Here is a 25,555-nt window from a genome sequence, read left to right on the forward strand (position 1 = left end):
ACCACGCTACGCCGGATCGTCGGCGCGGATCGGCCCCGGCACGAGGAGGTGAGGCTCCTCGACGCGACGGTCGAGCAGCATCCCGAGCCCGCCCGCACCGGACGGAATGCCGGCCCCTGCCGCAGACGTTTCAGAGGGCATGATCGACTGGACCACGGTGAAGCCGTACTTCGAGACCGACGCGATCGCGCACCTTGCCACCTTGATGATGGATGGCTCGCCGCACTCTGTGCCCCTGTGGGTCGGCGTCGAGGGCGAGCGTCTCGCGCTGTTCACCGAGACCGACACGCTGAAGGACCGCAACCTCCGTCACGACCCTCGCGTCGCTGTCTCCGTCACAGCCGCGGACAACCCTTACTCGATGGCCTTCGTCCGCGGCACCGCGGTGGAGCGCATCGAAGGCGACGACGCCCTTGCCTCCGTCGACCGCATCGCACGTCTCTACACGGGTGAGCCCTATGGCATGCGGACCGGGCTCGCGGTGTGGCTCATCGAGCCGACGAAGGCCTGGGCGCGCGCCTATGAGGAGTGACCTTCGCTTCGTTGAGCCCGCTGAATAGGCGCACTTGCGGTGATAGTGTGGCAGAATGACCGCATTTCGGGTATCTGAGGCAGCTTCCCTCCTCGGAGTCAGCGACGACACCGTGCGCCGCTGGATCGATGCCGGTCGCCTCTCGACAACCGGTGAGGCGCCCGCGCGCGTAGACGGCGCCGACCTCGCCGCGCTCGCGGTCGAGATCGCTCGAGGCGCGGAGGACCCCACCGGCGTCGCCCGCAGCGCCCGCAACCGCTTCGTCGGACTGGTCACGCGGATCGAGGTCGACGGCATCATGGCGCAGGTCGACATCCAGGCGGGACCCCACCGCGTCGTCTCGCTGCTGTCGCGCGAGGCCGCGGAGGAGCTGGGTCTCGCGGTCGGGTCCCTCGCCGTCGCGGTCGTGAAGGCGACCAATGTCATCGTCGAGACCCCGCGGGAGGGCTGATGCGCCGGTTCGCTCTCCTTGCGGCGGTCGCCTCCGTGGCGCTCCTCGCCGGATGCACCGCTGCTCCAGCCGACGAGCAGACGTCCGTTCGCGTGTACGCCGCCGCGTCGCTGCAGGCCGCCTTCGACGAGCTGGCGGAGGGCTTCGAGCTCGCTCACCCCGAGATCGACGTCGAGCCCATCGTCTACGACGGGTCGAGCACACTGGCCACGCAGATCGTCGAGGGCGCTCCCGCCGACGTGTTCGCCTCCGCGAACGAGGCGACCATGGCCGATGTCGAGGCGGCCGGGGTCACCGCCGAGCAACCGCAGATCTTCGCGACGAACACCCTCGTGATCGCCGTGCCCGCCGGCAACCCCGGTGACGTCACCGGACTGACCGATCTCGCGGACCCCGCGACGGCCGTCGTCCAGTGCGCGGTCGAGGTGCCCTGCGGCGCGGCGACGGCGGCTCTTCTGGAGTCGGCCGGGGTGACCGTGACGCCGGTGAGCGAGGAGCAGAACGTCACCGCCGTGCTCACGAAGGTCGCCGCGGGTGAGGCCGACGCGGGATTCGTCTATCGGACCGATGCGGCGGCGGAGGACGCCGTGGAGGCGATCGTGCCGCCGGAGGCCGCCGACGTCGTCAACAGGTATCCCATCGCCGCGCTCTCCGGTGCATCCGATGCCTCCGCCGCTGCGCTGTTCGTGGAGTACGTGCTCTCCGAGGCGGGGCGCGACGTCCTCGACGAGCACGGCTTCGGCGCGCCGTGACGCGGCGCGCGGCGCCTCGCGAAGGCTTCCTTCCTCCGCTCCTGGCTGTTCCCGCCGTGCTGGGCCTGGCCCTTCTCGTGATCCCGCTCACGGCACTCGTCGGTCGCGTCGAATGGTCGACGCTGTGGACCGACATCTCATCGCAGGAGGCGGTCGCCGCGCTGCGGCTGTCGCTGCAGACGGGGCTGCTCGCGACGGCGTGCTGCGTCGTGCTCGGCATCCCCCTCGCCCTCGTGATCGCGCGCGCCGGCGATCGCCTGGCGGGTGTGCTGCGCGCGATCGTGACCGTGCCCCTGGTCCTTCCCCCGATGGTCGGCGGCGTCGCGCTGCTCTACCTCTTCGGGCGGTCGGGGCCCGTGGGCGCTGCTCTCGCGCAGTGGGGAGTGTCCCTGCCGTTCACGACGGGCGCGGTCGTCATCGCGCAGACCTTCGTCGCCCTGCCCTTCCTCGTGCTCGCGCTCGAGGGGGCCCTGCGCACGTCGGGCACACGCTACGAGACCGTCGCTGCCACGCTCGGCGCGGGTCGGTGGCGCATCCTCTGGCGCGTGACCCTGCCGCTCGCTCTGCCCGGGATCGTCGCGGGGGTGGTGCTCGCCTTCGCCCGCGCGATCGGCGAGTTCGGCGCGACGGCCCTCTTCGCCGGGAACGCGCCCGGCATCACCCAGACCATGCCCCTGGCGATCTACACCGCCTTCAACGGCTCCGGCGTCGGCCAGGGGACGGCGGTGGCGCTGTCGCTGCTGCTGCTGCTGACCGCGATCGCGGTGCTTCTGCTCGTGCGCGGGTGGCGACCGGGAGCGACGCGATGACCGACGCCGCCGCGTCGGCGACGCGGACAGCGCTCGACGCGCAGGTGCGCGTGGAGCGGGCCGGTGGATTCGTGCTCGATGCCGCGGTGAGCGCTTCGCCGGGGGAGACGATCGCGGTTCTCGGGCCGAGCGGAGCGGGGAAGTCGACGCTGCTCGGCGCGCTCGCCGGTCTCGACCGCCTGTCTTCGGGGCACGTGCGCATCGGCGACCGGGTCGTGTCGTCGCCGGAGGTGCACGTGCCTCCCGCTCGGCGCGGCGTCGCTCTGCTCGGTCAGGATCCGCTCCTGTTCCCGCATCTCTCCGCGCGCGACAACGTCGCCTTCGCCCTGCGCTCGCGAGGGGTGTCCCGCGCCGACGCCCGACGACGCGCGGAGGACTGGCTCTCGCGTGTCGGCCTCTCCGGCCTCGGCCCGCGGCGCCCCGCGGCGCTCTCCGGAGGGCAGCAGCAGCGGGCGGCCCTCGCCCGCGCGCTGGCCGCCGCCCCGCAGGCCGTGCTGCTCGACGAACCCCTCACCGGACTCGACGTCGAGACGGCATCCGAGATCCGCGGCGTGCTCCGCGACCAGGTTCGTGCCGTCGGGGCGACCACGATCGTCGTCACGCACGCCGCGGTCGATGCGGCGGCCCTGGCGGATCGCGTGATCGTCGTCGAGGACGGCGGCGTCGTGCAGTCCGGCACGGTCGCGGAGGTGCTCCGCGCGCCGGCCACGCGCTTCGTCGCGGCGGTGGCCGGGCTCGATCGTGTGCCGGGCATCGTGCGCGCCGGGGTATGGCGCGACGAGACGGGGATGCTGCAGCTGGCCACGCCGGGGGTCGCCGACGGCCGGGCGAGCGCCGTCTTCCGCCCCGGCGCCGTGCGCCTTCGAGCGATGGGGCGGGAGGACACCCGCGACGCGGCCCTCCCCGCGGACGGCGCGGCGGAGGGGGAGATGGCGTGGACGGCACGGATCGCGCGCGTCGAGCCGTCGCCGTTCGGCGCACTCGTGCAGACGACGGCGCCGGAGGTCGCCGCCGAGGTCGACGTGGAGGTGCTGGCCGGTCGTGCGCTGGAGGTCGGCGGCGAGGTGCATCTGAGTGTGGACGCCTCGAGCATCCGCCTGGTGCCGATGAGCGCTGTCGGCGCGTCGGAGTAGCCTGACGCGATGAGCGGCATCCGCGCGTACCGTCCTTCTGATCGCGACGCCGTCGCCGAGATCTGCGTGCGAACCGCCGACGCGGGTGCGGATGCGGCGGGCGTGCTGAGTGACGACGCGATCTGGCCCGTGATCTTCGTGCCGCCGTACGTCGAGCGGCATCCGGATCTCGCCTTCGTCGTCGCCGACGATCGCGACGTCGCAGTCGGGTACATCGTCTGCGCCCCGGACACCCGGGCGTTCGAGGACTGGTTCCACGATCACTGGTGGCCCGTGCAGGGAAGAGCCTGGGCGGCTTCTCCGCCCGCTGACACGCGCGAGGCGGAGATCCTGCGCTACGCCGCGAATCGCCGGGCCGGCGCCGAACCCTACGGTGACGCGCATCCGGCCCACCTGCACATCGACCTGCTCCCGGTGGCGCAGGGGCAGGGGTGGGGAAGGCGCCTGGTCGACACGCTTCTCGGCGCGCTGCGCGAGCGCGGCGTGACGGGTGTGCACCTGGTCGCGAGCGCCGAGAACGCGGGCGCCCTCGCCTTCTACCGGCGCCTCGGGTTCACGCCGGTACCCTCGCACGACGGCGTGCAGGCGTTCGCCATCGACCTCGCGGTGCGGTGAGGCGGAGCCTCGTCAAGCCCTCATGGCGAGAGGATGCCGCCGCGTAGCCTCGCGATCATGGACGATCTCTCCTCGCCGACCGGCCGTGAACCCGCGCTGCAGGCTGAGCCTCGCGCCGATGGCAGCCCCCCGCGCGCCCTGGTGCTCGGCGGCACCGGATACATCGGCGGTCGGCTCGTGCCGCGGCTGCTCGCGGCCGGATACCGGGTGCGCCTGCTCGCCCGAGACGCGCGTCGCGTCGCGGCCTTCCCGTGGGGCGAGCGGGTGGAGGTCGTGGAGGGAACGGCGACCGACGTCGATGCGCTCACCGAGGCGGCCGCCGACGCCGACGTGCTGTACTACCTGATCCATTCCATGTCGGCGGGGCGCGACTTCGAAGACGCCGATCGGCGCGCCGCCCACGCCGTCGTGCGCGCGTCGGAGGAGGCAGGCGTCTCGCGCATCGTCTATCTCGGCGGGCTGCATCCCGAGGGCGTGGACCTCTCGCCGCACCTGCGGTCTCGCGTGGAGGTGGGGGAGACGTTCCTCGACAGCACGGTGCCCGCTCTGGTGCTGCAGGCCGGCGTCGTGATCGGTTCGGGGTCGGCGTCGTTCGAGATGGTGCGCCACCTCACCGAGGTGCTGCCGTACATGCCGGCGCCCCGCTGGGTGCGCAACCGCATCCAGCCGATCGCGGTGCGAGACGTGCTCCACTACCTGCTCGGTGCCGCCCGCATCCCGGACGAGGTCAACCGGGCGGTCGACATCGGCGGGCCGGATGTGCTGCGCTACGGCCAGATGATGAACGGCTACGCGGTCGAGGCGGGGCTGCCGCAGCGCGCCATCGCGCCGCTGCCGGTCCTCACGCCGGGGCTCGCCTCCCACTGGGTGGGTCTGGTCACCCCCATCCCCGCATCCATCGCGCGCCCCCTGGTGGCATCGCTGCAGAACGAGTGCGTCGTCAAGAGCGACGACGTCGACGACCTCATCCCGCGTCCGGACGAGGGTCTCACCCCGTATCGCGACGCGGTGAGACTGGCTCTCGGCCGCGTCGACTCCGACCAGGTCGAGACGAGCTGGCGCGACGCAGACCTCGTCGGGGTGCCGAGTGATCCGCTCCCGAGCGACCCCGACTGGGCCGGCCGCACGGTCTTCACCGATTCGCGCACGGCGCTGACCGATGCTCCCGTCGACCAGCTGTGGAACGTCATCGAGGGCGTGGGCGGAGAGAACGGCTGGTACTCGGCGGGTCTCCTCTGGGCGATCCGCGGCTGGATGGATCGCCTCGTCGGCGGCGTGGGCCTGGCGCGCGGCCGCCGCAGCCGCGCGCGCCTCGGCGTCGGAGACGCCCTCGATTTCTGGCGCGTGGAGGCGATCGAGCCCGGGCGGCTGCTGCGCCTGCGGGCGGAGATGAAGGTTCCCGGTGCCGCGTGGCTCGAGCTGCGTGCGAGCGCGGAGGGGGAGGGCGCCCGCTACGACCAGCGCGCCATCTTCTTCCCGCGCGGGCTCACCGGCCGCCTCTACTGGCTCGCCGTGCTGCCCTTCCACGGGCTCATCTTCACCGGCATGGCCGCGCGCATCACGGCCGCGGCGGAGGATCGGGCTCAGGCCGCATCTGATTCGACCTGAAGCGTCATCGCACGAGTTCGCCGTGCGCGATCCGCACGGTGCGGTCCACGAGCGACTCCGGCACGCGCACGTGCGAGATCAGGACGACCGCCTGATCGTCGCGCGTCGCCTGCAGCAGGTCGGCCAGCAGCGCGTCGGAGGCCGCCGGATCGACGCCCGCCGTGGGTTCGTCGAGCACGAGGACGGGGAAGCCTCGCAGCAGCGCGCGCGCCAGCGCCAGTCGCTGCGCCTGCCCACCCGAGACGAGCGCGCCACGCTCGCCCACGCGGGCATCGAGGCCGCCGCGCTCCCGCAGCCAGGGGCCGAGACCGACACGCTCCAGCACCGCCTCGAGATCGGCATCCGTCGCGGTGTCGCGCGCGAAGACGAGGTTCTGACGGATGTCCTCGTCGAAGAGCATCGGATGCTGTTCGCACAGCCCGACCGTTCGGCGCACGTCGTCGGGGGCGAGCTCCGACACGTCGCGACCGCCGATCGTGTACCGGCCGTCGACATCGAGGAACCGCACCAGGGCGTGCGCCAGGGTGGATTTGCCGGCGCCGCTGGATCCGACCACGAGCAGGCGTTCCCCGGGACGCACGTCGAGGTCGATCCCGTGCAGGGCGGGCGCGGGCGCTCCGGGCCAGCTCACCGAGACGTCGCGCAGCGTCAGTCCGTCGCCCAGCGGGGGAGCATCGCCGGTCGCGCGCCGCTCGGCGGGGAGCTCTGCGGGTGCGGTCTCGGGCACGGTCGCCGCGATGCGCTCCGCGGAGCCGCGCACCTGCCGCCATGATGCGGCGGCGAGCGGCACCGCCGCGAACACCTCGAACACCGCCATCGGCACGAGCACGGCCACCGCGAACCCGGGGGCGTCGAGGGTGCCGGCCGTCACGAGCGGCGCGGTGGCGAACACCGCGGCGAGCGAGGCGAGCCCGGCCAGCAGCGAGACGATCGCGGCCGTTCCCGCCTGCGCCCCGGCTCGCCGCACGACCGCGCGGCGCAGGGCGCGGTCGGCCTCGTGCACGCGCCGGCGGCTGCCTCGCTCGGCGCCGAATGCGGCGAGCACGTCGAGGTTGGTGAGGTGATCGACCACGGCGTCGGCGAGGCGGCCCCGCAGGGTCGCGATGTCGCGCTCGGCGCGAGACCCGGCGACCCAGCCCCACCCCCACGCGGCGAGGCCCGCGGTGACGAGACACGCGAGCAGGGTGACGGCGGCCGGCCACGCCACGACGGCCACGAGCACCACCGCGCCGAGCGCGACGATGGCCGACGAGAGCAGCGGCTGGGCGACGCGCAGCGGCAGATTCTGCAGATCGTCGACGTCGTCGACGAGGCTCGACAGCACCGAGCCGCGTCGTGTGCGGGTGAGGCCGTCCGGAGCGAGCGGCTCCAGGCGGCGCAGCAGATCCGTGCGGGTGGTGGCCAGCTGTCGCAGCGCGGCGTCGTGCCCGGTGAGGCGTTCGAGGTAGCGGAAGCAGGCGCGCGCGATGGCGAAGAAGCGCACGCCCACCACGGCGGCGGTCAGGTACAGCACCGGGGGCTGCTCGCTCGCGCGCACGATGAGCCATGCGCTCACCGCCAGGAGCGCCACGGCCGAGGCCTCGGACGCGAAGCCGGAGGCGATCGCCGGCCAGAATCGACGCAGCGGTGGCATCGCTCCGCGCAGCACTTCGCGGGTGCGGGAGTCGGCGGCGTTCACGCGGGCACCTCCGCGGCGGCGAGGTCGATGACCTGGTCGGCGATCGCACGGGCGCTGTCGCGATGCGAGATCAGCAGCACCACCGCGCCGCCGTCGGCCTCGGCCCGCAGGGCGCGCCACAGCGACGCCTCGGTCTCGGCGTCGAGGGCGGCGCTCGGCTCGTCGAAGGCGACCACCGGCAGAGCGAAGCGCGCGCGACGGTACAGCGCTCGCGCGACGGCGACGCGCTGCGCCTGCCCGCCCGAGAGTCCCGCGCCCTGAACGCCGAGCACCTTCTGCGGATCGACGTCGTCGGCGCATGCCGCGATGAGGGATGCGCCGACGAGCGCCGCATCCGGTTCCTCGTCGCCGAGCGCGACGTTCTCGGCGACGGTGCCGGCCGACAGTCCCGGGCGCTGGCCCGCCCAGGCGAGCCACGACGGCGCGGTGAGGCGGCGGACGTCGCGATCGCCCCACGTCGCCGAGCCCGAGAAGTCCGCCGTGCCGAGGAGCGCGGCGAACACGCTCGACTTGCCGATTCCGCTGGGGCCGATCAGCACCGTCACGCTGCCCGGCGTGGCGGTGAACGACACCGGAGCCAGGGGGCGGCCGCCTCGGCTCACCCGCATCTCGCGGAGGGTCAGCACCCCGCTGCGCGGTGCGGGTTCCCGGGCATCTCGCTGCGCGTCGAGGTCGCGGGCGGCATCCAGCACCTCGAACACGTCGGTCGTGGCCGCGACCCCCTCGGCGGCGGCGTGGAACTGCACGCCCACCTGCCGCAGCGGCAGGTACGCCTCGGGAGCCAGCAGCAGCACGAACAGGCCGACGCCGAGGGCGAGGGAGCCGTCGATCAGGCGGAAGCCGATCGAGACGGCGATGATCGCCACCGAGATGCTCGCCAGGAATTCCAGCGCGAACCCCGACAGGAACGACACGCGCAGCACCTTCATCGTCTCGACGCGATAGCCGTCGGTGACGCGCTCGACGGAGGCGACGGCGCGGTGCTGCCGGCCGAACACCTTGAGGGTTCCGAGCCCCTGCACGGTGTCGGCGAATCGCGAGGCGAGGCGGCGCAGAGTGCTCCACTGCCGCGCCTGCAGCGTCTGCGTGGCCAGCCCGATCAGAACCATGAAGAAGGGGATCAGCGGCAGGGTCAGCACGACCGTGAGACCGGAGATCACGTCCTGCCACCACATCACCACGATCAGCAGCGGCGTGGCGACGGCGGTCATCACGAGCTGGGGAAGGTACCGCCCGAAGTACGCCTCGAGCGCCGCGAGACCCCGCCCGGCGGTCAGAGCGAGCGCCGTGGTCGACCGCTCGGCGAGCCAGCCGGGTCCGAGGCGGTCCACGGCATCGAGCAGGCCGTCGCGCAGCTGCGACTCCACGCGCGCGGCAGCGCGGGAGGACACCGCCTCCCGTGCCCACAGCAGCAGCGCCCGCACGGCCACCGCGCCGGCCAGCCAGGCGCCCGTCGCGGTGAGCTCGGGCCACGGCATCCCGTCGATCACACCCGTCACCGCGCGGGTGAGCAGCCACGCGACGCCCACGATGACGATCGTCTGGGCGACGGCGAGCACCGCGATCGCGACGAAGAAACCGCGTGAGGCGCGGGCATACCGCAGCAGGCGCGGGTCCACCGGAGGGGTGCGCCGCTCGGCTCGTCCTGTGTCGCTCACGTCGATTCGACCCTACTCGTTCGGATGCCGCGGGCCGCTCCCCGCCGGGAGAGCGGCCCGCGGGCGGGCGCGATCAGTGCGCGGCCACCGACGCCCGCTCGATCACGTCGCGGGTCACGCGCTTGCGGAACACCCAGTACGTCCAGGCCTGGTAGGCGAGCACGAGCGGCAGGAAGACCAGCGCGGCCCACGACATGATCGTCAGGGTGTAGTCGGTGCTCGACGCGTTCTCGATCGTGAGGCTGAACGAGGGGTCGGTGCTCGAGGGCATGACGTAGGGGAACAGGGCGAACCAGAGCGTCAGCACGGCCGCGACGATCGTCACCGCGCCGGCACCGAACGCCCAGCCTTCGCGGTCCCGCGCGTTGAAGATCACCGACATCACGAGGGCGACCGCCGCGATCCCGGCGCCGGCGATGACGAACGCGATCAGCGGCGCCTCCCGCCCGGCGGCGATGAAGATCGTCCAGACCAGGAACACCGCGGCGACCGCGACCGTCAGCAGACCCGAGCGCTTCGCGAGTGACCGGGCATCGCGGTGCACCGGGCCGTCGGTCTTCAGCGCCACGAAGTACAGCCCGTGGGTGAAGAACAGCAGGAGGGTGGTCGCCCCGCCCAGCAGTCCGTAGGGATTCAGCAGCGTCAGCAGCGTGCCGGTGAACTCGAAGTCCGCGTCGATCGGCACGCCCTGCACGATGTTCGCGACGGCGACGCCCCACAGCAGGGCGGGGACGGCCGAACCGATCACGATCATCCCGTCGAAGCGTCGCTTCCACTCCTCGCCCTCGCGCTGGTGCCGGTACTCGAACGAGACGCCGCGCGCGATGAGGGCGAGGAGGATGAGCAGCAGCGGCAGGTAGAACCCGCTGAAGAGCGTGGCGTACCACTCGGGGAACGCCGCGAACAGGCACGCGCCCGCGACGATGACCCACGTCTCGTTGAGGTCCCAGATGGGGCCGATCGTGTTGATGATCTGTCGTCGGGACACGTCGTTCCTGCCGAGGAACGGCAGCGACATGCCGACGCCGAAGTCGAAGCCGTCGAGGACGAAGTAGCCGACGAACAGGAAGCCGACGATCCAGAACCACAGGTAGGCGAGATCCATGATGTGCTCCGCTCTTGCTCAGTAGACGGTCGTGGGGGTGTCTTCGACGGACACGTCGTTCGGATCGGGGTCGTCGGGGCCGGGCAGGGGGTCAGGGCCCTTCTGCGCGGCCTTCTTGATGAGGCCGAACTCGACCACCGCGAGGGCCGCGTAGATCAGGGTGAAGGCGACGAGCGAGATCAGCACCGTCCACCCCGGCACGTTGGGGGAGACGCCGTCCTCGGTGAGCATGAGGCTGAAGACGATCCAGGGCTGACGGCCCATCTCGGTGAAGACCCAGCCGACGAGGCTGCCGAGCAGCGGCAGCGGAGCGGCCCAGATCGCCACGCGCCACGCCCACTGCGGCACATCCCGCTTGGCGTTCTTGCGGGTGAGCCACAGGCCGGCGATCGCGATGAGGAACGCCGCGCCGCCGAGGCCCATCATCCAGCGGAAGGACCAGTACGTGACCCACACGATCGGCATGTAGTCCACGCCGGCGCCGTAGAGCGTCTCGTACTGCGCCTGCAGGTCGTTGAAGCCCTCGACGCAGCCGTTCAGATCGTGCGTCGACAGGAAGGCCAGCAGATAGGGCACGCGCAGCGACCACACCTCGTGCGAGGCGTCGGGCGTTCCGATGGAGAAGATCGAGAACGACGCATCCGCCCCGCACGCGCTCTCCCACATCGCCTCCGCGGCGGCCATCTTCATCGGCTGGGTCTCGACCATGACCAGACTCAGCTGATCGCCGCTGAGGGCGACGCCGATGAACGAGACGACCATGAACCACAGGCCGAACCGCAGCGATGAGCGCATCGTCTCGAGGTGCTGGCCGCGGCGCAGGTGCCACGCCGAGACGGCGATGACGATGGCGGCGGCGAACATCCACGCGCTCGTGATCGTGTGGGGGAAGGCGGCGAGGACGACCGGGTTGGTGAGCACCGCGACGATGTCGACGAGTTCGGCGCGTCCGCCGTCGGCGGCCATCTGGTAGCCCACGGGGTTCTGCATGAAGGCATTCGCCGCGAGGATGAAGTACGCCGACAGGGTCGACCCGAACACGACGGCCCAGATGCTCGCCAGGTGCAGCTTCTTCGGCAGACGGTTCCACCCGAAGATCCAGACGCCGATGAACGTGGCCTCGAAGAAGAAGGCCATGAGCCCCTCGAACGCGAGCGGCGCGCCGAAGACGTCGCCGACGAAGCGGGAGTAGGCGGACCAGTTCATGCCGAACTGGAACTCCTGCACGATGCCCGTGACCACGCCCATCGCGAAGTTGATGAGGAAGATCTTCCCGAACAGCCGCGTCAGGTGCAGCCACTTCACATCGCCGGTGCGGTGCCACACCGTCTGGAAGATGGCGGTGACCAGCGCCATCCCGAGGGTGAGCGGCACGAAGAGGTAGTGGTAGAGCGTGGTGAGGCCGAACTGCCATCGGGCGAGGAGGAGGGGGTCGAGCAGTTCCACGGTGCACCTTCCGGGTAGGGGCGCTGGTTCAGGTGCCGTCAGGATATCCGGGTGTGGTCTGACCACACAACATCGAGAGGACGAGATGTCTCGTCGTCGAAGGAGTTCGGTAAGTTCGAGCCATGGCGAAAGCGGGGCCGGATGACGAGGTCGATCTGCTGATCGACGCGTGGTCGACGCGGCTTCCCGATGTCGACCTCACGCCGCTCGACGTGTTCTCGCGGCTGCGAAGGGTCGCGCTGCGCCTCGGGCGGCTTCGCTCGGCGGCTTTCCGGGGAGCGGGACTGGCGGCGTGGGAGTTCGACGTGCTCGCGGCGCTGCGCCGTGCCGAGCCGCCGCATCGCCTGTCGGTGGCGCAGCTGATCGAGGCCTCGATGATCTCGAGCGCCGCGATGTCGCACCGCCTCGACAACCTCGTCGCCCGTGACTTCGTCGCCCGCAAGGCCAATCCGCTCGACGGACGGGGTGTGCTCGTGCAGCTCACCGATGCCGGGGCCGACCACGTCGATGCGGCGATGACCGCGCTCGCGCAGCGCGAAGCCGAGGTGCTGGCAGGTGTCTCCGACGCCGATCGCGCCACCCTGACGAGGCTCTTGCGCACCCTGCTGGACGCGCCCGTCGACTGACGACTGCCCACCCGAGACGTCTCGCCCGCCGGGTCGTACGATGGCACCACGCCCATCCAGGGAGGTCGCCATGGTGCAGGTCCGCGTCGCCGGCGTCGCGCTCGACGCCTCGCGACAGCACGTCATCCTTCTCAAGCCCGTGGACGAGGTCCCGGGCGCCGGCAAAGTGCTTCCCATCTGGATCGGGGAGCAGGAGGCGACGTCGATCCTCGTCGCCGTCGAGGGTGCGCCGACCCCTCGGCCGCTGGCCCACGACCTCATGAAGACCCTCCTGGAGAGCATGGGTGGTGCGGTCGATCGGGTTGAGGTGACCCGCATCGAGGAGGGGACCTTCTACGCCGAGGTCACCGTGACCACGGCGCTGGGCGCGCGTGTCGTGGATGCACGCCCCTCCGACGCGGTGGCGCTCGCCTCGCGCACGGGATCACCGATCTGGGTCGCCGATGCCGTCATGGACGAGGCGGGCGTGACCGACATGCTCGCCGATGCGGAGGAGACCGAGGCGGCGGAGCAGAAGGTCGACGAGTTCAAGCGGTTCCTGGACGATGTCGATCCCGACGACTTCCGCAGCTGAGGTGACCGTCCTCCAGGTCGTCGCGGCGGTGATCGAGCGTGACGGTCTCGTGCTGGCGTGCCGTCGGCGCGCCGACCGCTCCGCGGGAGGGCTGTGGGAGTTCCCCGGCGGCAAGATCGAGCCGGGCGAGACGGCCGAGCAGGCGCTGCGACGTGAGATCGCCGAGGAGCTGGGGGTCGAGATCAGAGTGGTCGGCGAGCTGACGGCCGACGTCACCGTCGTGGGCGGGCGCAGCATCCGACTCGTCTGCCTGCGAGCGACACTGCTCAACGCTGCACCCGAGAGCAGCACCGACCACGACGAGCTGCGCTGGACGGCACCGGCCGACCTGCCGTCGCTGGAGTGGGCAGATCCCGACCTCCCCGCCGTCCGCCTCCTGTCCCGCCCCTGACCTCGCCCCGGAGCCCCCGGGCTCCCCCGGCCGCCCGGGGGCTCCGTGGATGTCGGAGAATCGCGCCGATGTCGGAGGATCGGCCGCGAATCATCCGACATCGGGCCGAATCTCCGACCATCGTGAGGGGCTCGGGTGAGGCGCACGGGCAGGACGCTCGGGCAAGGCCAGGCGCGTGGGCGCGGAGGCTCAGACGCGCGTGGCCGCGGGAGCACCCCTCCAGCCGAGCGCCGGAGCGACGTGCGTGGCGAAGTTCTGCACGAGCCGCAGGTTGAAGTCGACGCCGAGCTGGCTCGGGATCGTGAGCATCAGCGTGTCGGCCGACTGCACCGCGGCATCCTCACGCAGCTGCTCGACGAGGGCATCGGGTTCACCGGCGTAGGTCTTGCCGAACGTGGAGCGCATCCCGTCGATCACGCCGATCTGGTCGCCGCCCTGTGCGCCGCCGAAGTACATGGCGTCTTCGGCGGTCAGGATCGGGAAGACGGACCGGCTCACCGACACGCGCGGGGTTCCGGGATGGCCGGCTTCGCGCCATGCCGCGCGGAAGGCGTCGATCTGCGCAGCCTGGAGGAGATCGAACGGCGTGCCATCGGCCTCGGTGAGAAGCGTCGACGACATGAGGTTCACGCCGGTGCGGCCCGCCCACTCCGCCGATTCGCGATTGCCCGCGCCCCACCAGACGCGCGAGCGCAGTCCTTCCGACAGCGGTTCGATGTGCGCCCTCCCGGCCACACCGCCGAACGGCGATGCAGGGTCGCCGTCGGCGAGACCCTCACCGTCGATGGCGCGCAGGAACGTCGCGAAGTGCTCGCGGGCGATGTCGGCGCCGCGAGGGTCGCGTGATCCGGTGTAGCCGAAGGCCTCGTAGCCCCGCACCACGGTCTCGGGTGAGCCACGGCTCACGCCCAGCGCGAGGCGGCCGTCGCTGATGAGATCCACCGCTGCGGCCTCTTCGGCGAGGTAGAGCGGGTTCTCGTAGCGCATGTCGATGACGCCGGTGCCGATCTCGATGCGGCGCGTGCGCGCGGCGATCGCCGCCAGGAGCGGCATCGGCGAGGACTGCTGGCGGGCGAAGTGGTGCACGCGGAAGAAGACGCCGTCCGCGCCGATCTCATCCATGCCCTGGGCGAGATCGATGGCCTGGTGCATCGAGTCGCGCGCCGTGAGCTGCCGGCCGCCGCCGAGGGGGCCGTAGTGACCGAAGGAGAGCGTTCCGAAGCGTTCCATACCGGCTGCAACGCCGACCGCCGCGCATTCATTCCGATGGATGCAGTTGCGCGACCGTGCCGGAAACATCGACCCGCTAGCATCCGAGCGTGGATGTGGCGGTGCTGGGTGCGACGGGTGACGTCGGGCGCGCGGTGTGCGCGGGACTCATCGAGCGGCGGGTGATCCGCCCGACGTCGCGACTGCAGCTGGTGGGAAGGTCCGGCGGGGCGTCCGGACGTGCCGCGCACGGCCTGCGCGCCGACCTCATCGACGCCTATGACGAGCACGCCCCTTTCATCGACGTCGCCAGCGAACCCGACGACGTGGTCGCCGACGTCGTCGTGGTCGCCGCCGGACGCACCGTGCCGACGGCTCCGGACCAGGTCATCGATCGCGATGCGCTCGCCCAGGCCAACCTGGAGATCTTCGAGACGTATGCGCAGGCGCTCGCCGCGCACGGAAGCGGTCACGAAGTCGTCATCGTCGTCTCCAATCCCGTGGAGCTGGGCGTCGACGTCTTCGCGCGCGCCCTCGGGCGGCATCGGGTCATCGGCATGGGCGCGTGGCTGGACACGCTGCGGTTCCGACGCGAGATCGCCGCGGCGCTCGGCATCCGGCGTCAGCGTGTCGGCGGGTTCGTGGCCGGCCAGCACGGGGACGGAGCCGTGCCGCTGTGGTCGACGGTGCGGCTGCGCGGACTGGATGCCGACGAGCGACGCGGCGTCGTCGCCCGGCTCCGCGGCGACCGGGATCTCGACACCTTCGTCGACGAGGTCGCCCATGCCAAGCAGGATCTCGCCCGCCTCGGCCGCGGCGCTGCCGCCGAGGCGTTCGCCCTCGTCGAGGAGTGGCCGCCGGATGTGGAGGCCGTCGTGCGTCCGTACCTCACGCACACGAGCGGCGCGAAGACCGCGAACGGCACGGCGGGTGCCGCGATCGAGATGGTCGACACGCTCCTCGACGGACGGGAGATCGTCGTCGCGGGTCAGGTCGCCGTCGCCGGCGAGGTCTCCTTCGGCGGTGAGTCCGTACACGGGGTGCTGGGGCTGCCGGTGGTCGTCGGTCCCGACGGATGGTCGCGCATCCTCCTCGACGACCTCGCGGTCGATGAGGAGCGACGGCTGGCGGCGGTGTCCCGGCAGATCTCCTCCGCCCTGGCGGCGTGGACGAGTGCAGGGGTGGGCGATGGCGGTCGATGAGCGCTGGGTGGTGTTCGTGCGTGTCGCGGATCGCAGCGGAACGCTCACCGCGCTGTCGGAGTGCTTCTCCACGAGGGGCGTGAGTTTCGAGGCGTTCAGCACCCTCGATGTGCATGGCGGAGAGGGGCACATGGCGATCACGTTCCGGGCCAGCCGGCGCCTCGCGGAGGTGCTGGTGCGCACACTCGGCCGCTTCACAGCCGTGCGCGGCGTGCGTCTGGAGAAGGCGAGCGATCCCCGCGTGCGTGCGACCGCCGCCGTCGAAGGAGTCGAGGTCGCGGCAGCCGACGGCGTGGTCACCCTGTCCGTGTGGAGCGGGGCGACCCTCCTGGCGGGCTCGCTGGATGCTGTCGAGCGCGCCGTCGACATCGCGCGCGCCGCGGGGGCGACCGCCGTGTCGCTCACCGTGCTGCCTCCGCTCGGATGATGCCGCCGTAGCACACGCGGACGGCGATGTCTCCCGGCGGGGTCGGTTCATCTCGCGTGGGTAGGCTCGCCGCACCGACGGAAGGAACATCCATGACCACGCGCATCCTGCTCATCGGCGGCCACGGCAAGGTCGCCCTCCTGGCCGAACCCCTCCTCGTGGAAGCCGGCCATCACGTGACCGCCGTCATCCGCAACCCCGACCACGAAGCCGACGTGCAGGCGACCGGTGCCACACCGCTCGTCGCCGACGTGCAGTCGTTCGACGACGAGCAGATGCGCAACCTCGTCAGCGGCAACGACGTGGTCGTCTGGTCGGCCGGCGCGGGCGGGGGAGACCCCGAGCGCACGTACGCGGTGGACCGCGACGCTGCGATCCGGTCGATGGATGCGGCGGTCGCCGCCGGCGCGCGTCGCTATGTGATGGTGTCGTACTTCGGTGCCGGTCCTGACCACAGGGTGCCCGAGGACAATCCCTTCTTCGCGTACGCCGAGGCCAAGGCCGCCGCCGACGAGCACCTCCGTGCCGCCGACCTCGACGCGACGATCCTCGCGCCGAGCTCGCTGACCGAGGACGACGGCACCGGCATGATCGACACCGAAGCCGCGGAGGCCGGATCGGTGGCGCGCGCCGATGTCGCCGGTGTGATCGCCGCGGTGATCGCGGACGACTCCACGATCGGCCGCACGATCCGCTTCAACAACGGCGACACCCCGATCGCCGAGGCCGTCCGCGCCTGACGCGCGTCCGCGTCGGCCTCCCTGCGGAGGAGATCCCGCTCCGAGAGGATGATTCCTCGGGCGGATTCAGCCGGTCAGTGCAACACCGTTGCTTGTTGGGTTCGAGAGTAGCTTCTGGAGGGCTTCGGCGGGTGTGGCCCAGTTCAGGGTCTTTCGGGGTCTGGCGTTGAGTTGCGCGGCGACGTAGTCGAGGTAGTCGGCGGTGTAGCCAGCGAGGTCGGTGCCCTTGGGGAAGTACTGTCTGAGGAGGCCGTTGGTGTTCTCGTTGCTGCCGCGTTGCCAGGGTGAGTGGGGGTCGCAGAAGAACACCCCGTCGCGCAAGTCCAGGCTGGCTGTTACGCGTTCATGGGCGGCCATTTCGCTTCCTTGGTCCCAGGTGATCGAGCGGCGCAGATGCTCGGGGAGCAGTGTCATCTGGGTGATCATCTGGTCGGCGACTGTCTCAGCGTCACGACGGTGGGGCAGGTGCAGCAGGATTACGAACCGGGTGGCGCGTTCGACCAGGGTGCCGATCTGGGATAGACCGTCCTTCCCGATGATCAGGTCGCCTTCCCAGTGGCCGGGAACGGCACGGTCATCGACTTCTGCTGGCCGGTCGCTGATCATCACCATCCCGGGGATCTTTTTCCCCGAAGCTGCAGCAGCCTGCCGTTGCGTGCGGGCGCGGGGCTTGCGGGTCGTGCGTCCGGAACGCAGGTGGCGGGTCAGTTCGTTGCGGAGCTCGCCCCGGCCCTGCACGAACAGAGACCGGTAGATCGCCTCATGCGAAATGCGCATGCCTTCATCATCGGGGAAGTCCACCCTCAGCCGGTGACTGACCTGCTCCGGTGAACACCCCAGCCTCAGGCGCCGCTCCACCTCGACCCGCAACCGGTCATCCAGCGCGAGTTTGGAGGGCTTCGGGCGCACCATCCGCTTGTCCGCTCGGAACTGCGCGGTCGACGGTGAATACGACGGCGCCCGCAACGCGGGACGTGTGGTCCAGCGAGGTCGATAGCGGGGCGTCTTGCCCCGGTTCCGGTTCAGCTCCCGCATCACCGTCGATGGGGCACGGCCGATCACGCGAGCGATCTCCCGTATCGACTCCCCACGCGCTACCCCTACCGCAATCCGCTCACGATCAAGGATCGAGAGGAATCGACCCGATGGTTCAGAAAGAGACAGCGGCGCCATCCCGCCAGCATCCCGGAACCACCTCTCCGCACCCTGCCGCGACGCACCCGCAGCAACCGCCGCATCCTTCGTCGACAACCCCGCCGCGATCCCACACCAGAACCGCCGCCTCACCACCCGCAACACCACCACCCGACAACCCCTCTCACTCGAGGTGTTGCACTGACCCCCTGAACTCACCTCGCGGAGCGTCCTCGCAAAGAGGGATCTCCTCTCGAAGCGGGGCCGGGGGGACGGGCCCGGCTCGAAACGAAGAAGCGCTGCACCCCTCGGGGAGCAGCGCTTCGTTCGGCGGAGGATAGGGGATTCGAACCCCTGAGGGCTTGCACCCAACACGCTTTCCAAGCGTGCGCCATAGGCCACTAGGCGAATCCTCCCGGGCCCCGAAGGGCCGCGGACCATCCTAACGCACGCGCGGCGCGGGTCTCACGCGCGGGCGCGGGTTCCCGCCCCGGCGAAGGCGCTGCCCGGGCGCATGACGAGCGATCGGGGTGCGACGACGGCGAGGATGCGCCGCGCGACGGGTGCGTTGCGCAGCAGCGCCGCCGACGAGGCGGCGGCCGCGTCCGCGAGCGCGTCGGGGTCTCCGGCGGCGACCGTGCCCGAGGGTGCGTAGCTGGCTCGCTCGAGGGCGTCGGCAAGGGTCGCCATGGCCGCCTCGGGCGCACCGTGGCTCTGCGCGAGGCGCGCAGCCAGAGTGCGCGGGGTCTCGCTCGCGGGAACAGGAATGCCGAGGTCGATCGCCGTGTCCTGCACGACCAGCCACGCCGCGGCCGCGTCTCCCCGCCGTGCGGCGAGCATGAGGCGACGCGCTCGCACCGACCTCAGCGAGGCCGGCGCCGCCAGCAGCAGCACGAGGGCGGCGATCACACCGAGGGTGGGGAGGGCGTCGTCGGTGCCGCTCGTCGTTCCGAGGGCTTCGCCGCTCTCCTCAGCCTGTTCCTCTTCGGGCAGGAGGGTCGGCGTCGGGGTCGGCTCCGTCTCCTCGGTCTCTTCGGTCTCCGTGCCGCCGGACTCCGGACCGGCCAAGGACAGTGCCGCGGAGAAGCTGGTCGGCGTGCCGAGGCTGTTGGTGGGCTCGAAGGAGACCCACCCGAGCCCGTCGAAGTGGACCTCCGGCCAGGCGTGGAGCTGCGACGACGAGACCGAGTAGACCGTCTCGCGCTCGATCGCGTCGGTCGTCGAGGAGCCGGGAAGATAGCCGACCACGATGCGGCTGGGCATGTCGAGGGCGCGGGCCATGAGGGCGAAGGCGCCGGCGTAATGCACGCAGTACCCCTCCTTCTGCTCGAGGAACTGCGCGATCGCCTGCGCGCCCGTGCCGTCGAAACCATCCTCGACCGGCGCATCGAGCGAGTAGCGGAACTCCGGTCCGCGGAACCAGCTCTGCAGCGCGATGAGCGCGTCGTAGTCGTTCGTGGTCCCCTCTGTCACTTCGATCGCGAGGTCTTCGACGATGGCGGGCAGATCGTCCGGCAGCTGGGTCAGCTCCGGGCTGAGCCCGTCGGGGGAGGCCTCGTCGGCGCGGATCTGCTCCCGCGTCGGCCGCGGCACCTGCGTGACGACCTCGTAGTCCTGGTCCTGCGTGCGCGCCCCGTCGCTGACGACGGTGCGGTTGTAGGGCACGGTCGACCAGTCGCCCTCGAGCCCGCTCACACCAACGGCCGGGAACGGCATCGGCAGCCACGTCGAGGAGAGGCTCTGGATCGACACGTCGGTGGTGTACTCCTCCACGCGCACGTCGGGGGGGACCGAGACCGGCTCCATGGCGGTCTCGTCGTCGAGCACGGCCGTCTCGTCCTCGTCGGGAAGCCAGACGGCGCCGTCGAAGGTCGACAGCGTCGTCGCGCGCAGGTACGGCGGCAGCGGAGCGCTGCTGCGCACGCGGAGCACCTCGACCTCGCGGGGCCTGCGCAGGTCGTCGCCGAGCTGCAGCGTCGCATCGATGCCGCTGCCGACGTTCAGGCCGCCGGGGAGGCTCCGGGCGACCGGCTGCGGAAGGGCCGGGGCGACGACGAGCGTGACGACGACCGCGACGGCGCCGATCCCGACCGCGGTGGCGGGGATGCCCGCTCCGCGGGTGGCCGCACGGGCCGCGGGCGCCTGGCGGGAGAGCGTGTCGACGCGCATCAGGAAGAGGATGGAGGCGGCCAGCAGCACGAAGGCGACGACATCGAGGTCGTCGGGCACGACGATCGACGGGATGAGCGAGACCGCGATGAGGGCGATGCCGGCCAGCAGCGGCATACGGGCGGTCACGACCACGTGGTCGACGATCACCGTCAGGAGTCCGACCGAGGCGACGATGAGGAACGCCAGGGCGGGGCCGGCGCGGAGCGGGGCTGCGCCGTACGTGATCTCCTCCGCCGCGGTCGCGAGGAGCTGCACGAGCTCGTCGGCCGTACCGGCGGTGGGGATGATCCACAGCAGCGCGGTGTCGCGGAGGAAGACGAGCATCATGAAGGCCGCCCAGACGCCGGTCTCGATGAGCGTCACCGCGAGCGCGGCCAGGCCCCCTCGGCGCGCCAGGAAACCGGCCGCCAGCACGAGGAGGACGAGGGTGAGCGTTCCGGGCATCCACTGCGCCGGAAGCACAACGCGCGCGAGGGGGAGGAGCGCGGCGACGATCGCCGCGGCGATGCCCAGCGGCAGCATCAGCGCGATCCTCAGCCGGTCGCGACCGGCGACGGTGGACTCAGCCGACACGGTCACCCACCAGCCTCTCGCCGACGGCCGACCACGCCGCGGCGAGGTCCGCGTCCTCGGGGATCGCGGCGGCAAGCCAGCCCGCCTCCTCGGCGCGAAGGAGGACGTCGCCTCGGGGGGTCACCGCCAAGAGCATGGGAAGGGTGCTGTGGTGGGCGATCGGAGCGATGGCGCTCACGTCGGCGGGATCGATCCGACCCACGATCAGCACGACGGGGCCCGTCATCCCGCCGGTGAAGACGGGGGAGAGGCGCGCCAGGTGGTCGTCGGGGCGCGCCAGGAGGCTGGCGAAGCGGGCGGTCATCGCCTCCACCTCGATCACGTCTCCGCTGTCGAGGCGGTCGGTGAGGGTGGCTCCGTCGCTGTCGATGACGTCGACGCCGTAGCCGTCATGGACGAGGCGGGACACGACCGAGACGCACGCCGACACCGCGGCTTCGAAAGCCGGATCCGACCCGGGCGCGGTCATCGCCTCGGGTGACCACCGGAGCACCCCGAGATCGAGCACGACGGTCGCCTCGGGCGTGGACTCCTGCTCCTCCTGCCGCACCATGAGCTCGTCCCGGTGCGCGGTGGCGCGCCAGTGGATGCGCCGCATCGAGTCGCCGGACTGGTACGGCCGGGCGACGAGGTTGTCGGCGCCCTGACCGAGGTGCAGGTCGACCGTGAGTCGGCTCCCGCCGGATGCGCCGCCGGCGTCGGGGATGCCGGGCAGCTCGACGACGGCCGGCGTCACGGTCACCGCGGTGCGCTCGCCGCGCACGGTGCGGCGGCGGGCGAGGCCGAACGGGTCCGTCGTCGTGAGGGCGAAGGGGCCGAGGTCGTGGATGCCTCGGGTGAGGCCGGTGACCGTGTACGACCGCTCGACGGCGCGCTGCGATCCGCGCAGCCCGGAGGCGAGTGCGGGGAAGGAGCCGGTGGCTGTGCCTCCGAGTCCGCGCGGGAGGGTGTCCTCCCAGGTGCCGGGAGGGGTCGGGACCGCCGTGCGCACCGTCACCCGCGCGGTGACGACGGCGGTGTCGCCGACGCCGACCGATTCGGGGATCATGGTGCGCTCGACCGCCCCGGTGCGGCGGGTGAGGAACAGCGACAGCACCGCGGCGACCAGAACGGCGATCAGCAGCACGCCGAAGTAGAGCAGCTCCACCAGGCCGAGTTCGTTCGCGGCGATGAGGCATCCGACGGAGAGGATCAGCGCGCCGGTACCGCGGACGGTGAAGGGCCAGAGACGTCGCACGGTCACCTCATCCGCGTGTCGCCAGAGGCACCCGCACCGACCCGGCGATGGTCTCGAGGATGTGGGCCACCGCGTCGGCGCCGGACCGCGCCCGCGCGCCCCCGGCGGCCCGCGTCGGAATCAGACGGTGCACGAAGACGGGGGCGAGGAGTGCGGTGAGGTCGTCGGGGATCACGAAGCCGCGACCGTCGAGCGCCGCCCACACCTTCGCGGCGCGCACGAGCTGCAGCGTGGCGCGCGGGCTCGCCCCGAGCCGCAGGTCGGGATGGGTGCGGGTGGCGGAGGCCAGAGCGACGGCGTACTCCTCGATCGCCGGAGCGACATGCACGCGCCGGGCCCAGGAGATGAGGTCTTCGACCTGGGCCGCACTGACGACCGGCGTGAGTCCGCGCAACGGGTTCACCGTCTCGCGCTGCCGCAGCATGAGCGCCTCCGACGCGGGGTCGGGATAGCCCATCGAGATGCGCATCATGAACCGGTCGCGCTGGGCTTCGGGAAGCGCGTACGTGCCTTCCATCTCCAGCGGGTTCTGCGTCGCGACGACGAGGAAGGGCTCCTCGAGCTCATGGGACCGGCCGTCGACGGTGACCTGGTGCTCCTCCATCGCCTCGAGCAGTGCCGATTGGGTCTTGGGGGAGGAGCGGTTGATCTCGTCGGCGATGACGATGTTGGCGAAGATCGCGCCCGCCTTGAACTCGAACTCGCGCGCGACCGGATTGAAGACGCTGACCCCGGTGACGTCTCCGGGAAGAAGGTCGGGGGTGAACTGGATGCGCCGCACGCTGGCGTCGACCGACGCCGCGAGGGCGCGGGCGAGCATGGTCTTCCCGACGCCGGGAACGTCTTCGATGAGCAGGTGCCCCTCGGCCAGCAGGCACACGAGCGCGGAACGGACGGCGGCCGGTTTGCCGTCGATCACCCGCTCCACGGAGCCGATGATCGCGCGGGTCGCGTCGGTGAAGCTCTCGGCGGAATCGATCGCGCTCGCACCGGACGCGGTTCCGATGGTGGTCGTGTCTGTCACTGGGACTCCCCTCGCCCGCGGTGCGCGAGCATCCTCGCCCACGGCTCGATCGTAACAATGCGCATCGGCCACGGGGCCGGTCCGGCGCCGACTCGACGCGCGCACGAGAACCGTTAGACTGGGGGCAGCTCTCCGCGAGGCGGCATCCAGGCCAACTCCCCCAGGACGGAAACGTAGCAAGGGTAACCAGGCTCTGCCGGGTTCGCGGAGAGTCTTTCTTTTCCGGTGGGGATCTCCGGCGCGCTCGGCCTGTCTGCTCGGTGGAACATCCAGCGAACTCCGATGACCGCCGCGATGCCCGGCTCTAGGCTGGGAGCGTGGCGCAGAGCATCTACATCACATCCGCCGAGGGACACTCCGGCAAGTCCACCGTCGCCCTCGGAGTCCTCGAGACCCTGGGGCATGCGACCCCGCGGGTGGGGGTCTTCCGCGCGATCGCACGGTCGACCAAGGAGCGCGACTACGTGCTCGAGATGCTGCTCGCGCACGACGGCGTGGATCTCGCCTACGACGACTGCGTCGGAACCACCTACGACGACGTGCGCCGAGACCCCGACGCGGCCCTGTCTACGATCGTCGAGCGCTACAAGGCGGTCGAGGCGAAGTGCGACGCGGTCGTGATCGTCGGGAGCGACTACACCGACGTCGGCAGCCCCGCGGAACTCGCCTACAACGCGCGCATCGCCGCGAACCTCGGCGCCCCGGTCCTGCTCGTGCTCGGAGGACGCGCCGCACAGGGACAGCCCGAGCAGCTCGGCTCGACGGTGCCGCGCACGCCCGACGAGATGGGACAGATCGCCGCGCTCGCCGTCACGGAGCTGCTCCACGAACGAGCCGAGGTCTTCGCCGTCGTGGCCAACCGCGCGGGTGAAGACCTGGTCGCCGAGACCGCTGAGGCCGTACGCGCATCCGTGGCGGCCTCCATCGCCTCGCACCCGCGCGCGGATCAGGCCGCGGTCCCGGTGTGGGCGATCCCGGAGGACCGCTTCCTCGTCGCCCCGTCGATCCGCGGCATCATGCGATCCGTCGACGGCGAGCTGCTGGCCGGAGACCCCGACCTGCTCACGCGGCCCGCCCTCGGCGTCGTCGTCGCGGCCATGTCGATCGTCAACGTCCTGCCGCGTCTGTTCGAGGGCGCCGTCGTGGTGATCCCCGCCGACCGCGCCGAAGTGCTCCTGGCGACGCTCCTCGCGAACGCCTCGGGCACCTTCCCCTCGATCGCCGGCATCGTGCTCAACGGCGGGTTCGACCTCGCCGAACCCGTGCGACGTCTGCTCGACGGCCTCGGCTCGAAGGTCCCGATCATCACCTCCGATCTCGGCACGTACGAAGCGGCCGTGCGCATCATGTCCACGCGCGGGCGCCTCGCCGCCGACTCGCAGCGTCGGTACGACACCGCACTGTCGCTGTTCGAGAACCACGTCGACACCACCGAGCTGCTGCGCGCCTTCGGCGTCGCACGGGCGACCGTGGTGACCCCCCTCATGTTCGAGTTCCAGCTCATCGAGCGGGCGCGCGCCGGGCGCAAGCGGATCGTGCTGCCCGAGGGCGACGACGACCGCGTGCTGCGCGCCGCGGCGACGGTGCTCAAGCGCGGCATCGCCGATCTCGTCATCCTGGGCGAGCCGTTCGAGGTGCGTGCCCGCGCCCTCGAGCTCGGCATCGACATCCAGGCGGCGGAGGTGCTCTCGCCGTTCGATGCCGTGCACGTGCACAAGTTCGCCGACGAGTACACGCGACTGCGCGCGCACAAGGGCATGACCTTCGAACGAGCCGCCGACACCGTCACCGACGTGTCGTACTTCGGCACGATGATGGTCCATGCCGGCCTCGCAGACGGCATGGTCTCCGGAGCAGCGCACACGACCGCTCACACGATCCGCCCCGCTTTCGAGATCATCAAGACCAAGCCCGGCGTGTCCGTGGTCTCGAGCGTGTTCCTCATGGCGCTCGCCGATCGCGTGCTCGTGTACGGCGACTGCGCGGTCATCCCCGATCCGACGAGCGAGCAGCTCGCCGACATCGCCGTCTCCTCGGCGGCGACGGCGGCGCAGTTCGGCATCGAGCCGAAGGTCGCGATGCTGTCCTACTCCACCGGCGAATCCGGAACGGGAGCTGACGTCGACAAGGTGCGGGCCGCCACCGCCCTCGTGCGCGAGCGCGCCCCGGAACTGCTCGTGGAGGGACCGATCCAATACGACGCCGCCGCCGATGCGGCGGTGGGAGCCGCAAAGCTTCCGGGGTCGGAGGTCGCCGGCCGCGCCACGGTCTTCGTCTTCCCCGACCTCAACACCGGCAACAACACCTACAAGGCGGTGCAGCGCTCGGCCGGCGCCGTCGCGATCGGCCCCGTGCTGCAGGGACTGAACAAGCCGATCAACGACCTCTCGCGCGGTGCCCTCGTGCAGGACATCGTCAACACCATCGCGATCACGGCCATTCAGGCGCAGGGGGAATGA

24 protein-coding genes, 1 tRNA gene and 1 other RNA gene are annotated in these 25,555 nt (G+C 71.4%); 15 read left to right on the forward strand and 11 right to left on the reverse strand.

Going from position 1 to position 25,555, the window contains the following annotated elements; genetic code table 11:
- Positions 1 to 6: 6 nt before the first annotated feature.
- Positions 7 to 141, reverse strand: coding sequence for a hypothetical protein (locus tag IM777_RS17405; protein WP_272872947.1), 135 nt, complete (start codon positions 139 to 141; stop codon positions 7 to 9).
- Here IM777_RS17405 and IM777_RS04095 point away from each other — a divergent pair.
- Genes IM777_RS04095 through IM777_RS04125 form a run of 7 tightly spaced genes read left to right on the forward strand, consistent with a single transcriptional unit; the run spans position 140 to position 5,900 of the window.
- A complete protein-coding gene (locus IM777_RS04095) occupies positions 140 to 532 on the forward strand; it encodes a TIGR03618 family F420-dependent PPOX class oxidoreductase (protein WP_194384757.1) in 393 nt (130 codons plus the stop codon). The two genes, IM777_RS17405 and IM777_RS04095, sit on opposite strands and share 2 nt — an antisense overlap.
- Before the next feature lie 55 nt (positions 533 to 587).
- On the forward strand, positions 588 to 983 hold the full coding sequence (locus IM777_RS04100; RefSeq protein ID WP_194384758.1) for a TOBE domain-containing protein: 396 nt from the start codon (positions 588 to 590) through the stop codon (positions 981 to 983).
- Positions 983 to 1,735 (forward strand): molybdate ABC transporter substrate-binding protein, encoded by a 753-nt coding sequence (gene modA, locus IM777_RS04105; protein ID WP_194384759.1) that lies wholly within the window; start codon positions 983 to 985, stop codon positions 1,733 to 1,735. The genes IM777_RS04100 and modA overlap by 1 nt, the downstream gene beginning before the upstream one ends.
- Positions 1,732 to 2,544 (forward strand): ABC transporter permease, encoded by an 813-nt coding sequence (locus IM777_RS04110; RefSeq protein ID WP_194384760.1) that lies wholly within the window; start codon positions 1,732 to 1,734, stop codon positions 2,542 to 2,544. The genes modA and IM777_RS04110 overlap by 4 nt, the downstream gene beginning before the upstream one ends.
- A complete protein-coding gene (locus IM777_RS04115) occupies positions 2,541 to 3,677 on the forward strand; it encodes a sulfate/molybdate ABC transporter ATP-binding protein (RefSeq protein ID WP_194384761.1) in 1,137 nt (378 codons plus the stop codon). Before IM777_RS04110 ends, IM777_RS04115 begins: the two co-directional genes overlap by 4 nt.
- 9 nt (positions 3,678 to 3,686) lie before the next feature.
- A complete protein-coding gene (locus IM777_RS04120) occupies positions 3,687 to 4,292 on the forward strand; it encodes a GNAT family N-acetyltransferase (RefSeq protein WP_194384762.1) in 606 nt (201 codons plus the stop codon).
- A gap of 57 nt (positions 4,293 to 4,349) precedes the next feature.
- Positions 4,350 to 5,900, forward strand: coding sequence for an SDR family oxidoreductase (locus tag IM777_RS04125; protein WP_194384763.1), 1,551 nt, complete (start codon positions 4,350 to 4,352; stop codon positions 5,898 to 5,900).
- A 4-nt stretch (positions 5,901 to 5,904) separates the two neighbouring features.
- On the opposite strand, the gene cydC is transcribed toward IM777_RS04125, so the two are convergent.
- The 4 genes from cydC to IM777_RS04145 all read right to left on the reverse strand — a co-directional run bounded on the left by cydC (position 5,905) and on the right by IM777_RS04145 (position 11,787).
- Positions 5,905 to 7,578, reverse strand: a complete 1,674-nt coding sequence (gene cydC, locus IM777_RS04130) for a thiol reductant ABC exporter subunit CydC (protein WP_390178691.1) — start codon at positions 7,576 to 7,578, stop codon at positions 5,905 to 5,907.
- Complete coding sequence (gene cydD / locus IM777_RS04135; protein ID WP_194384764.1) at positions 7,575 to 9,236, reverse strand: thiol reductant ABC exporter subunit CydD; 1,662 nt, start codon at positions 9,234 to 9,236, stop codon at positions 7,575 to 7,577. The genes cydC and cydD overlap by 4 nt, the downstream gene beginning before the upstream one ends.
- A gap of 73 nt (positions 9,237 to 9,309) precedes the next feature.
- Positions 9,310 to 10,341 carry a cytochrome d ubiquinol oxidase subunit II gene (gene cydB / locus IM777_RS04140; protein WP_194384765.1) on the reverse strand — a complete coding sequence of 344 codons (1,032 nt, stop codon included), beginning with the start codon at positions 10,339 to 10,341 and terminating at the stop codon, positions 9,310 to 9,312.
- Positions 10,342 to 10,359: 18 nt separating this feature from the next.
- Positions 10,360 to 11,787 carry a cytochrome ubiquinol oxidase subunit I gene (locus tag IM777_RS04145; protein ID WP_194384766.1) on the reverse strand — a complete coding sequence of 476 codons (1,428 nt, stop codon included), beginning with the start codon at positions 11,785 to 11,787 and terminating at the stop codon, positions 10,360 to 10,362.
- A 122-nt stretch (positions 11,788 to 11,909) separates the two neighbouring features.
- On the opposite strand from IM777_RS04145, the gene IM777_RS04150 reads away from it, so the two are divergent.
- The 3 genes from IM777_RS04150 (at position 11,910) to IM777_RS04160 (ending at position 13,378) form a co-directional block, all read left to right on the forward strand.
- Positions 11,910 to 12,413, forward strand: coding sequence for a MarR family winged helix-turn-helix transcriptional regulator (locus IM777_RS04150; RefSeq protein ID WP_071044393.1), 504 nt, complete (start codon positions 11,910 to 11,912; stop codon positions 12,411 to 12,413).
- Between the two features lie 70 nt (positions 12,414 to 12,483).
- Positions 12,484 to 12,987, forward strand: a complete 504-nt coding sequence (locus IM777_RS04155) for a bifunctional nuclease family protein (RefSeq protein WP_194384767.1) — start codon at positions 12,484 to 12,486, stop codon at positions 12,985 to 12,987.
- A 1-nt stretch (position 12,988) separates the two neighbouring features.
- The gene (locus IM777_RS04160; protein ID WP_272872948.1) at positions 12,989 to 13,378 is read left to right on the forward strand and encodes a (deoxy)nucleoside triphosphate pyrophosphohydrolase; all 390 of its coding nucleotides are present in this window, start codon (positions 12,989 to 12,991) and stop codon (positions 13,376 to 13,378) included.
- 189 nt (positions 13,379 to 13,567) lie between these two features.
- Here IM777_RS04160 and IM777_RS04165 read toward each other — a convergent pair whose 3' ends face one another.
- The gene (locus IM777_RS04165) at positions 13,568 to 14,608 is read right to left on the reverse strand and encodes an LLM class flavin-dependent oxidoreductase (protein WP_194384769.1); all 1,041 of its coding nucleotides are present in this window, start codon (positions 14,606 to 14,608) and stop codon (positions 13,568 to 13,570) included.
- Between the two features lie 89 nt (positions 14,609 to 14,697).
- On the opposite strand from IM777_RS04165, the gene IM777_RS04170 reads away from it, so the two are divergent.
- From IM777_RS04170 to IM777_RS04180, 3 genes are all read left to right on the forward strand, one after another.
- Positions 14,698 to 15,789, forward strand: a complete 1,092-nt coding sequence (locus IM777_RS04170) for a lactate/malate family dehydrogenase (RefSeq protein WP_194384770.1) — start codon at positions 14,698 to 14,700, stop codon at positions 15,787 to 15,789.
- Complete coding sequence (locus tag IM777_RS04175) at positions 15,776 to 16,216, forward strand: hypothetical protein (RefSeq protein ID WP_194384771.1); 441 nt, start codon at positions 15,776 to 15,778, stop codon at positions 16,214 to 16,216. The genes IM777_RS04170 and IM777_RS04175 overlap by 14 nt, the downstream gene beginning before the upstream one ends.
- Before the next feature lie 92 nt (positions 16,217 to 16,308).
- Positions 16,309 to 16,956: an SDR family oxidoreductase gene (locus tag IM777_RS04180; RefSeq protein ID WP_194384772.1), complete on the forward strand. Its 648-nt coding sequence runs from the start codon at positions 16,309 to 16,311 to the stop codon at positions 16,954 to 16,956.
- A gap of 66 nt (positions 16,957 to 17,022) precedes the next feature.
- Here the strand turns inward: IM777_RS04180 and IM777_RS04185 are convergent, their stop codons facing one another.
- From IM777_RS04185 to IM777_RS04205, 5 genes are all read right to left on the reverse strand, one after another.
- A complete protein-coding gene (locus IM777_RS04185; protein ID WP_473743248.1) occupies positions 17,023 to 18,261 on the reverse strand; it encodes an IS30 family transposase in 1,239 nt (412 codons plus the stop codon).
- Between the two features lie 160 nt (positions 18,262 to 18,421).
- Positions 18,422 to 18,506, reverse strand: a tRNA-Ser gene (locus IM777_RS04190).
- A gap of 49 nt (positions 18,507 to 18,555) precedes the next feature.
- Positions 18,556 to 20,841 carry a transglutaminase TgpA family protein gene (locus tag IM777_RS04195; protein WP_194384773.1) on the reverse strand — a complete coding sequence of 762 codons (2,286 nt, stop codon included), beginning with the start codon at positions 20,839 to 20,841 and terminating at the stop codon, positions 18,556 to 18,558.
- Positions 20,825 to 22,072 (reverse strand): DUF58 domain-containing protein, encoded by a 1,248-nt coding sequence (locus IM777_RS04200; RefSeq protein WP_194384774.1) that lies wholly within the window; start codon positions 22,070 to 22,072, stop codon positions 20,825 to 20,827. Before IM777_RS04200 ends, IM777_RS04195 begins: the two co-directional genes overlap by 17 nt.
- Before the next feature lie 7 nt (positions 22,073 to 22,079).
- Positions 22,080 to 23,096: an AAA family ATPase gene (locus IM777_RS04205; protein WP_390178366.1), complete on the reverse strand. Its 1,017-nt coding sequence runs from the start codon at positions 23,094 to 23,096 to the stop codon at positions 22,080 to 22,082.
- 123 nt (positions 23,097 to 23,219) lie between these two features.
- Between IM777_RS04205 and ffs the strand changes: the two genes are divergently transcribed.
- An RNA gene (gene ffs, locus IM777_RS04210) (signal recognition particle sRNA small type) lies at positions 23,220 to 23,316 on the forward strand.
- Positions 23,317 to 23,413: 97 nt separating this feature from the next.
- A complete protein-coding gene (gene pta / locus IM777_RS04215; RefSeq protein ID WP_194384775.1) occupies positions 23,414 to 25,555 on the forward strand; it encodes a phosphate acetyltransferase in 2,142 nt (713 codons plus the stop codon).

Source organism: Microbacterium luteum, from assembly GCF_015277875.1.
Taxonomy (GTDB): Bacteria; Actinomycetota; Actinomycetes; order Actinomycetales; family Microbacteriaceae; genus Microbacterium; species Microbacterium luteum.

Excerpts from the sequence above, each read along its gene's own strand:
- modA (WP_194384759.1), top strand. The coding sequence starts at position 983 with ATGCGCCGGTTCGCTCTCCTTGCGGCGGTCGCCTCCGTGGCGCTCCTC.
- IM777_RS04180 (WP_194384772.1), top strand. The coding sequence starts at position 16,309 with ATGACCACGCGCATCCTGCTCATCGGCGGCCACGGCAAGGTCGCCCTC.
- IM777_RS04115 (WP_194384761.1), top strand. The coding sequence starts at position 2,541 with ATGACCGACGCCGCCGCGTCGGCGACGCGGACAGCGCTCGACGCGCAG.
- IM777_RS04175 (WP_194384771.1), top strand. The coding sequence starts at position 15,776 with ATGGCGGTCGATGAGCGCTGGGTGGTGTTCGTGCGTGTCGCGGATCGC.
- IM777_RS04100 (WP_194384758.1), top strand. The coding sequence starts at position 588 with ATGACCGCATTTCGGGTATCTGAGGCAGCTTCCCTCCTCGGAGTCAGC.
- IM777_RS17405 (WP_272872947.1), bottom strand. The coding sequence starts at position 141 with ATGCCCTCTGAAACGTCTGCGGCAGGGGCCGGCATTCCGTCCGGTGCG.
- cydB (WP_194384765.1), bottom strand. The coding sequence starts at position 10,341 with ATGGATCTCGCCTACCTGTGGTTCTGGATCGTCGGCTTCCTGTTCGTC.
- IM777_RS04120 (WP_194384762.1), top strand. The coding sequence starts at position 3,687 with ATGAGCGGCATCCGCGCGTACCGTCCTTCTGATCGCGACGCCGTCGCC.
- IM777_RS04150 (WP_071044393.1), top strand. The coding sequence starts at position 11,910 with ATGGCGAAAGCGGGGCCGGATGACGAGGTCGATCTGCTGATCGACGCG.
- IM777_RS04165 (WP_194384769.1), bottom strand. The coding sequence starts at position 14,608 with ATGGAACGCTTCGGAACGCTCTCCTTCGGTCACTACGGCCCCCTCGGC.
- IM777_RS04125 (WP_194384763.1), top strand. The coding sequence starts at position 4,350 with ATGGACGATCTCTCCTCGCCGACCGGCCGTGAACCCGCGCTGCAGGCT.
- IM777_RS04095 (WP_194384757.1), top strand. The coding sequence starts at position 140 with ATGATCGACTGGACCACGGTGAAGCCGTACTTCGAGACCGACGCGATC.
- IM777_RS04155 (WP_194384767.1), top strand. The coding sequence starts at position 12,484 with ATGGTGCAGGTCCGCGTCGCCGGCGTCGCGCTCGACGCCTCGCGACAG.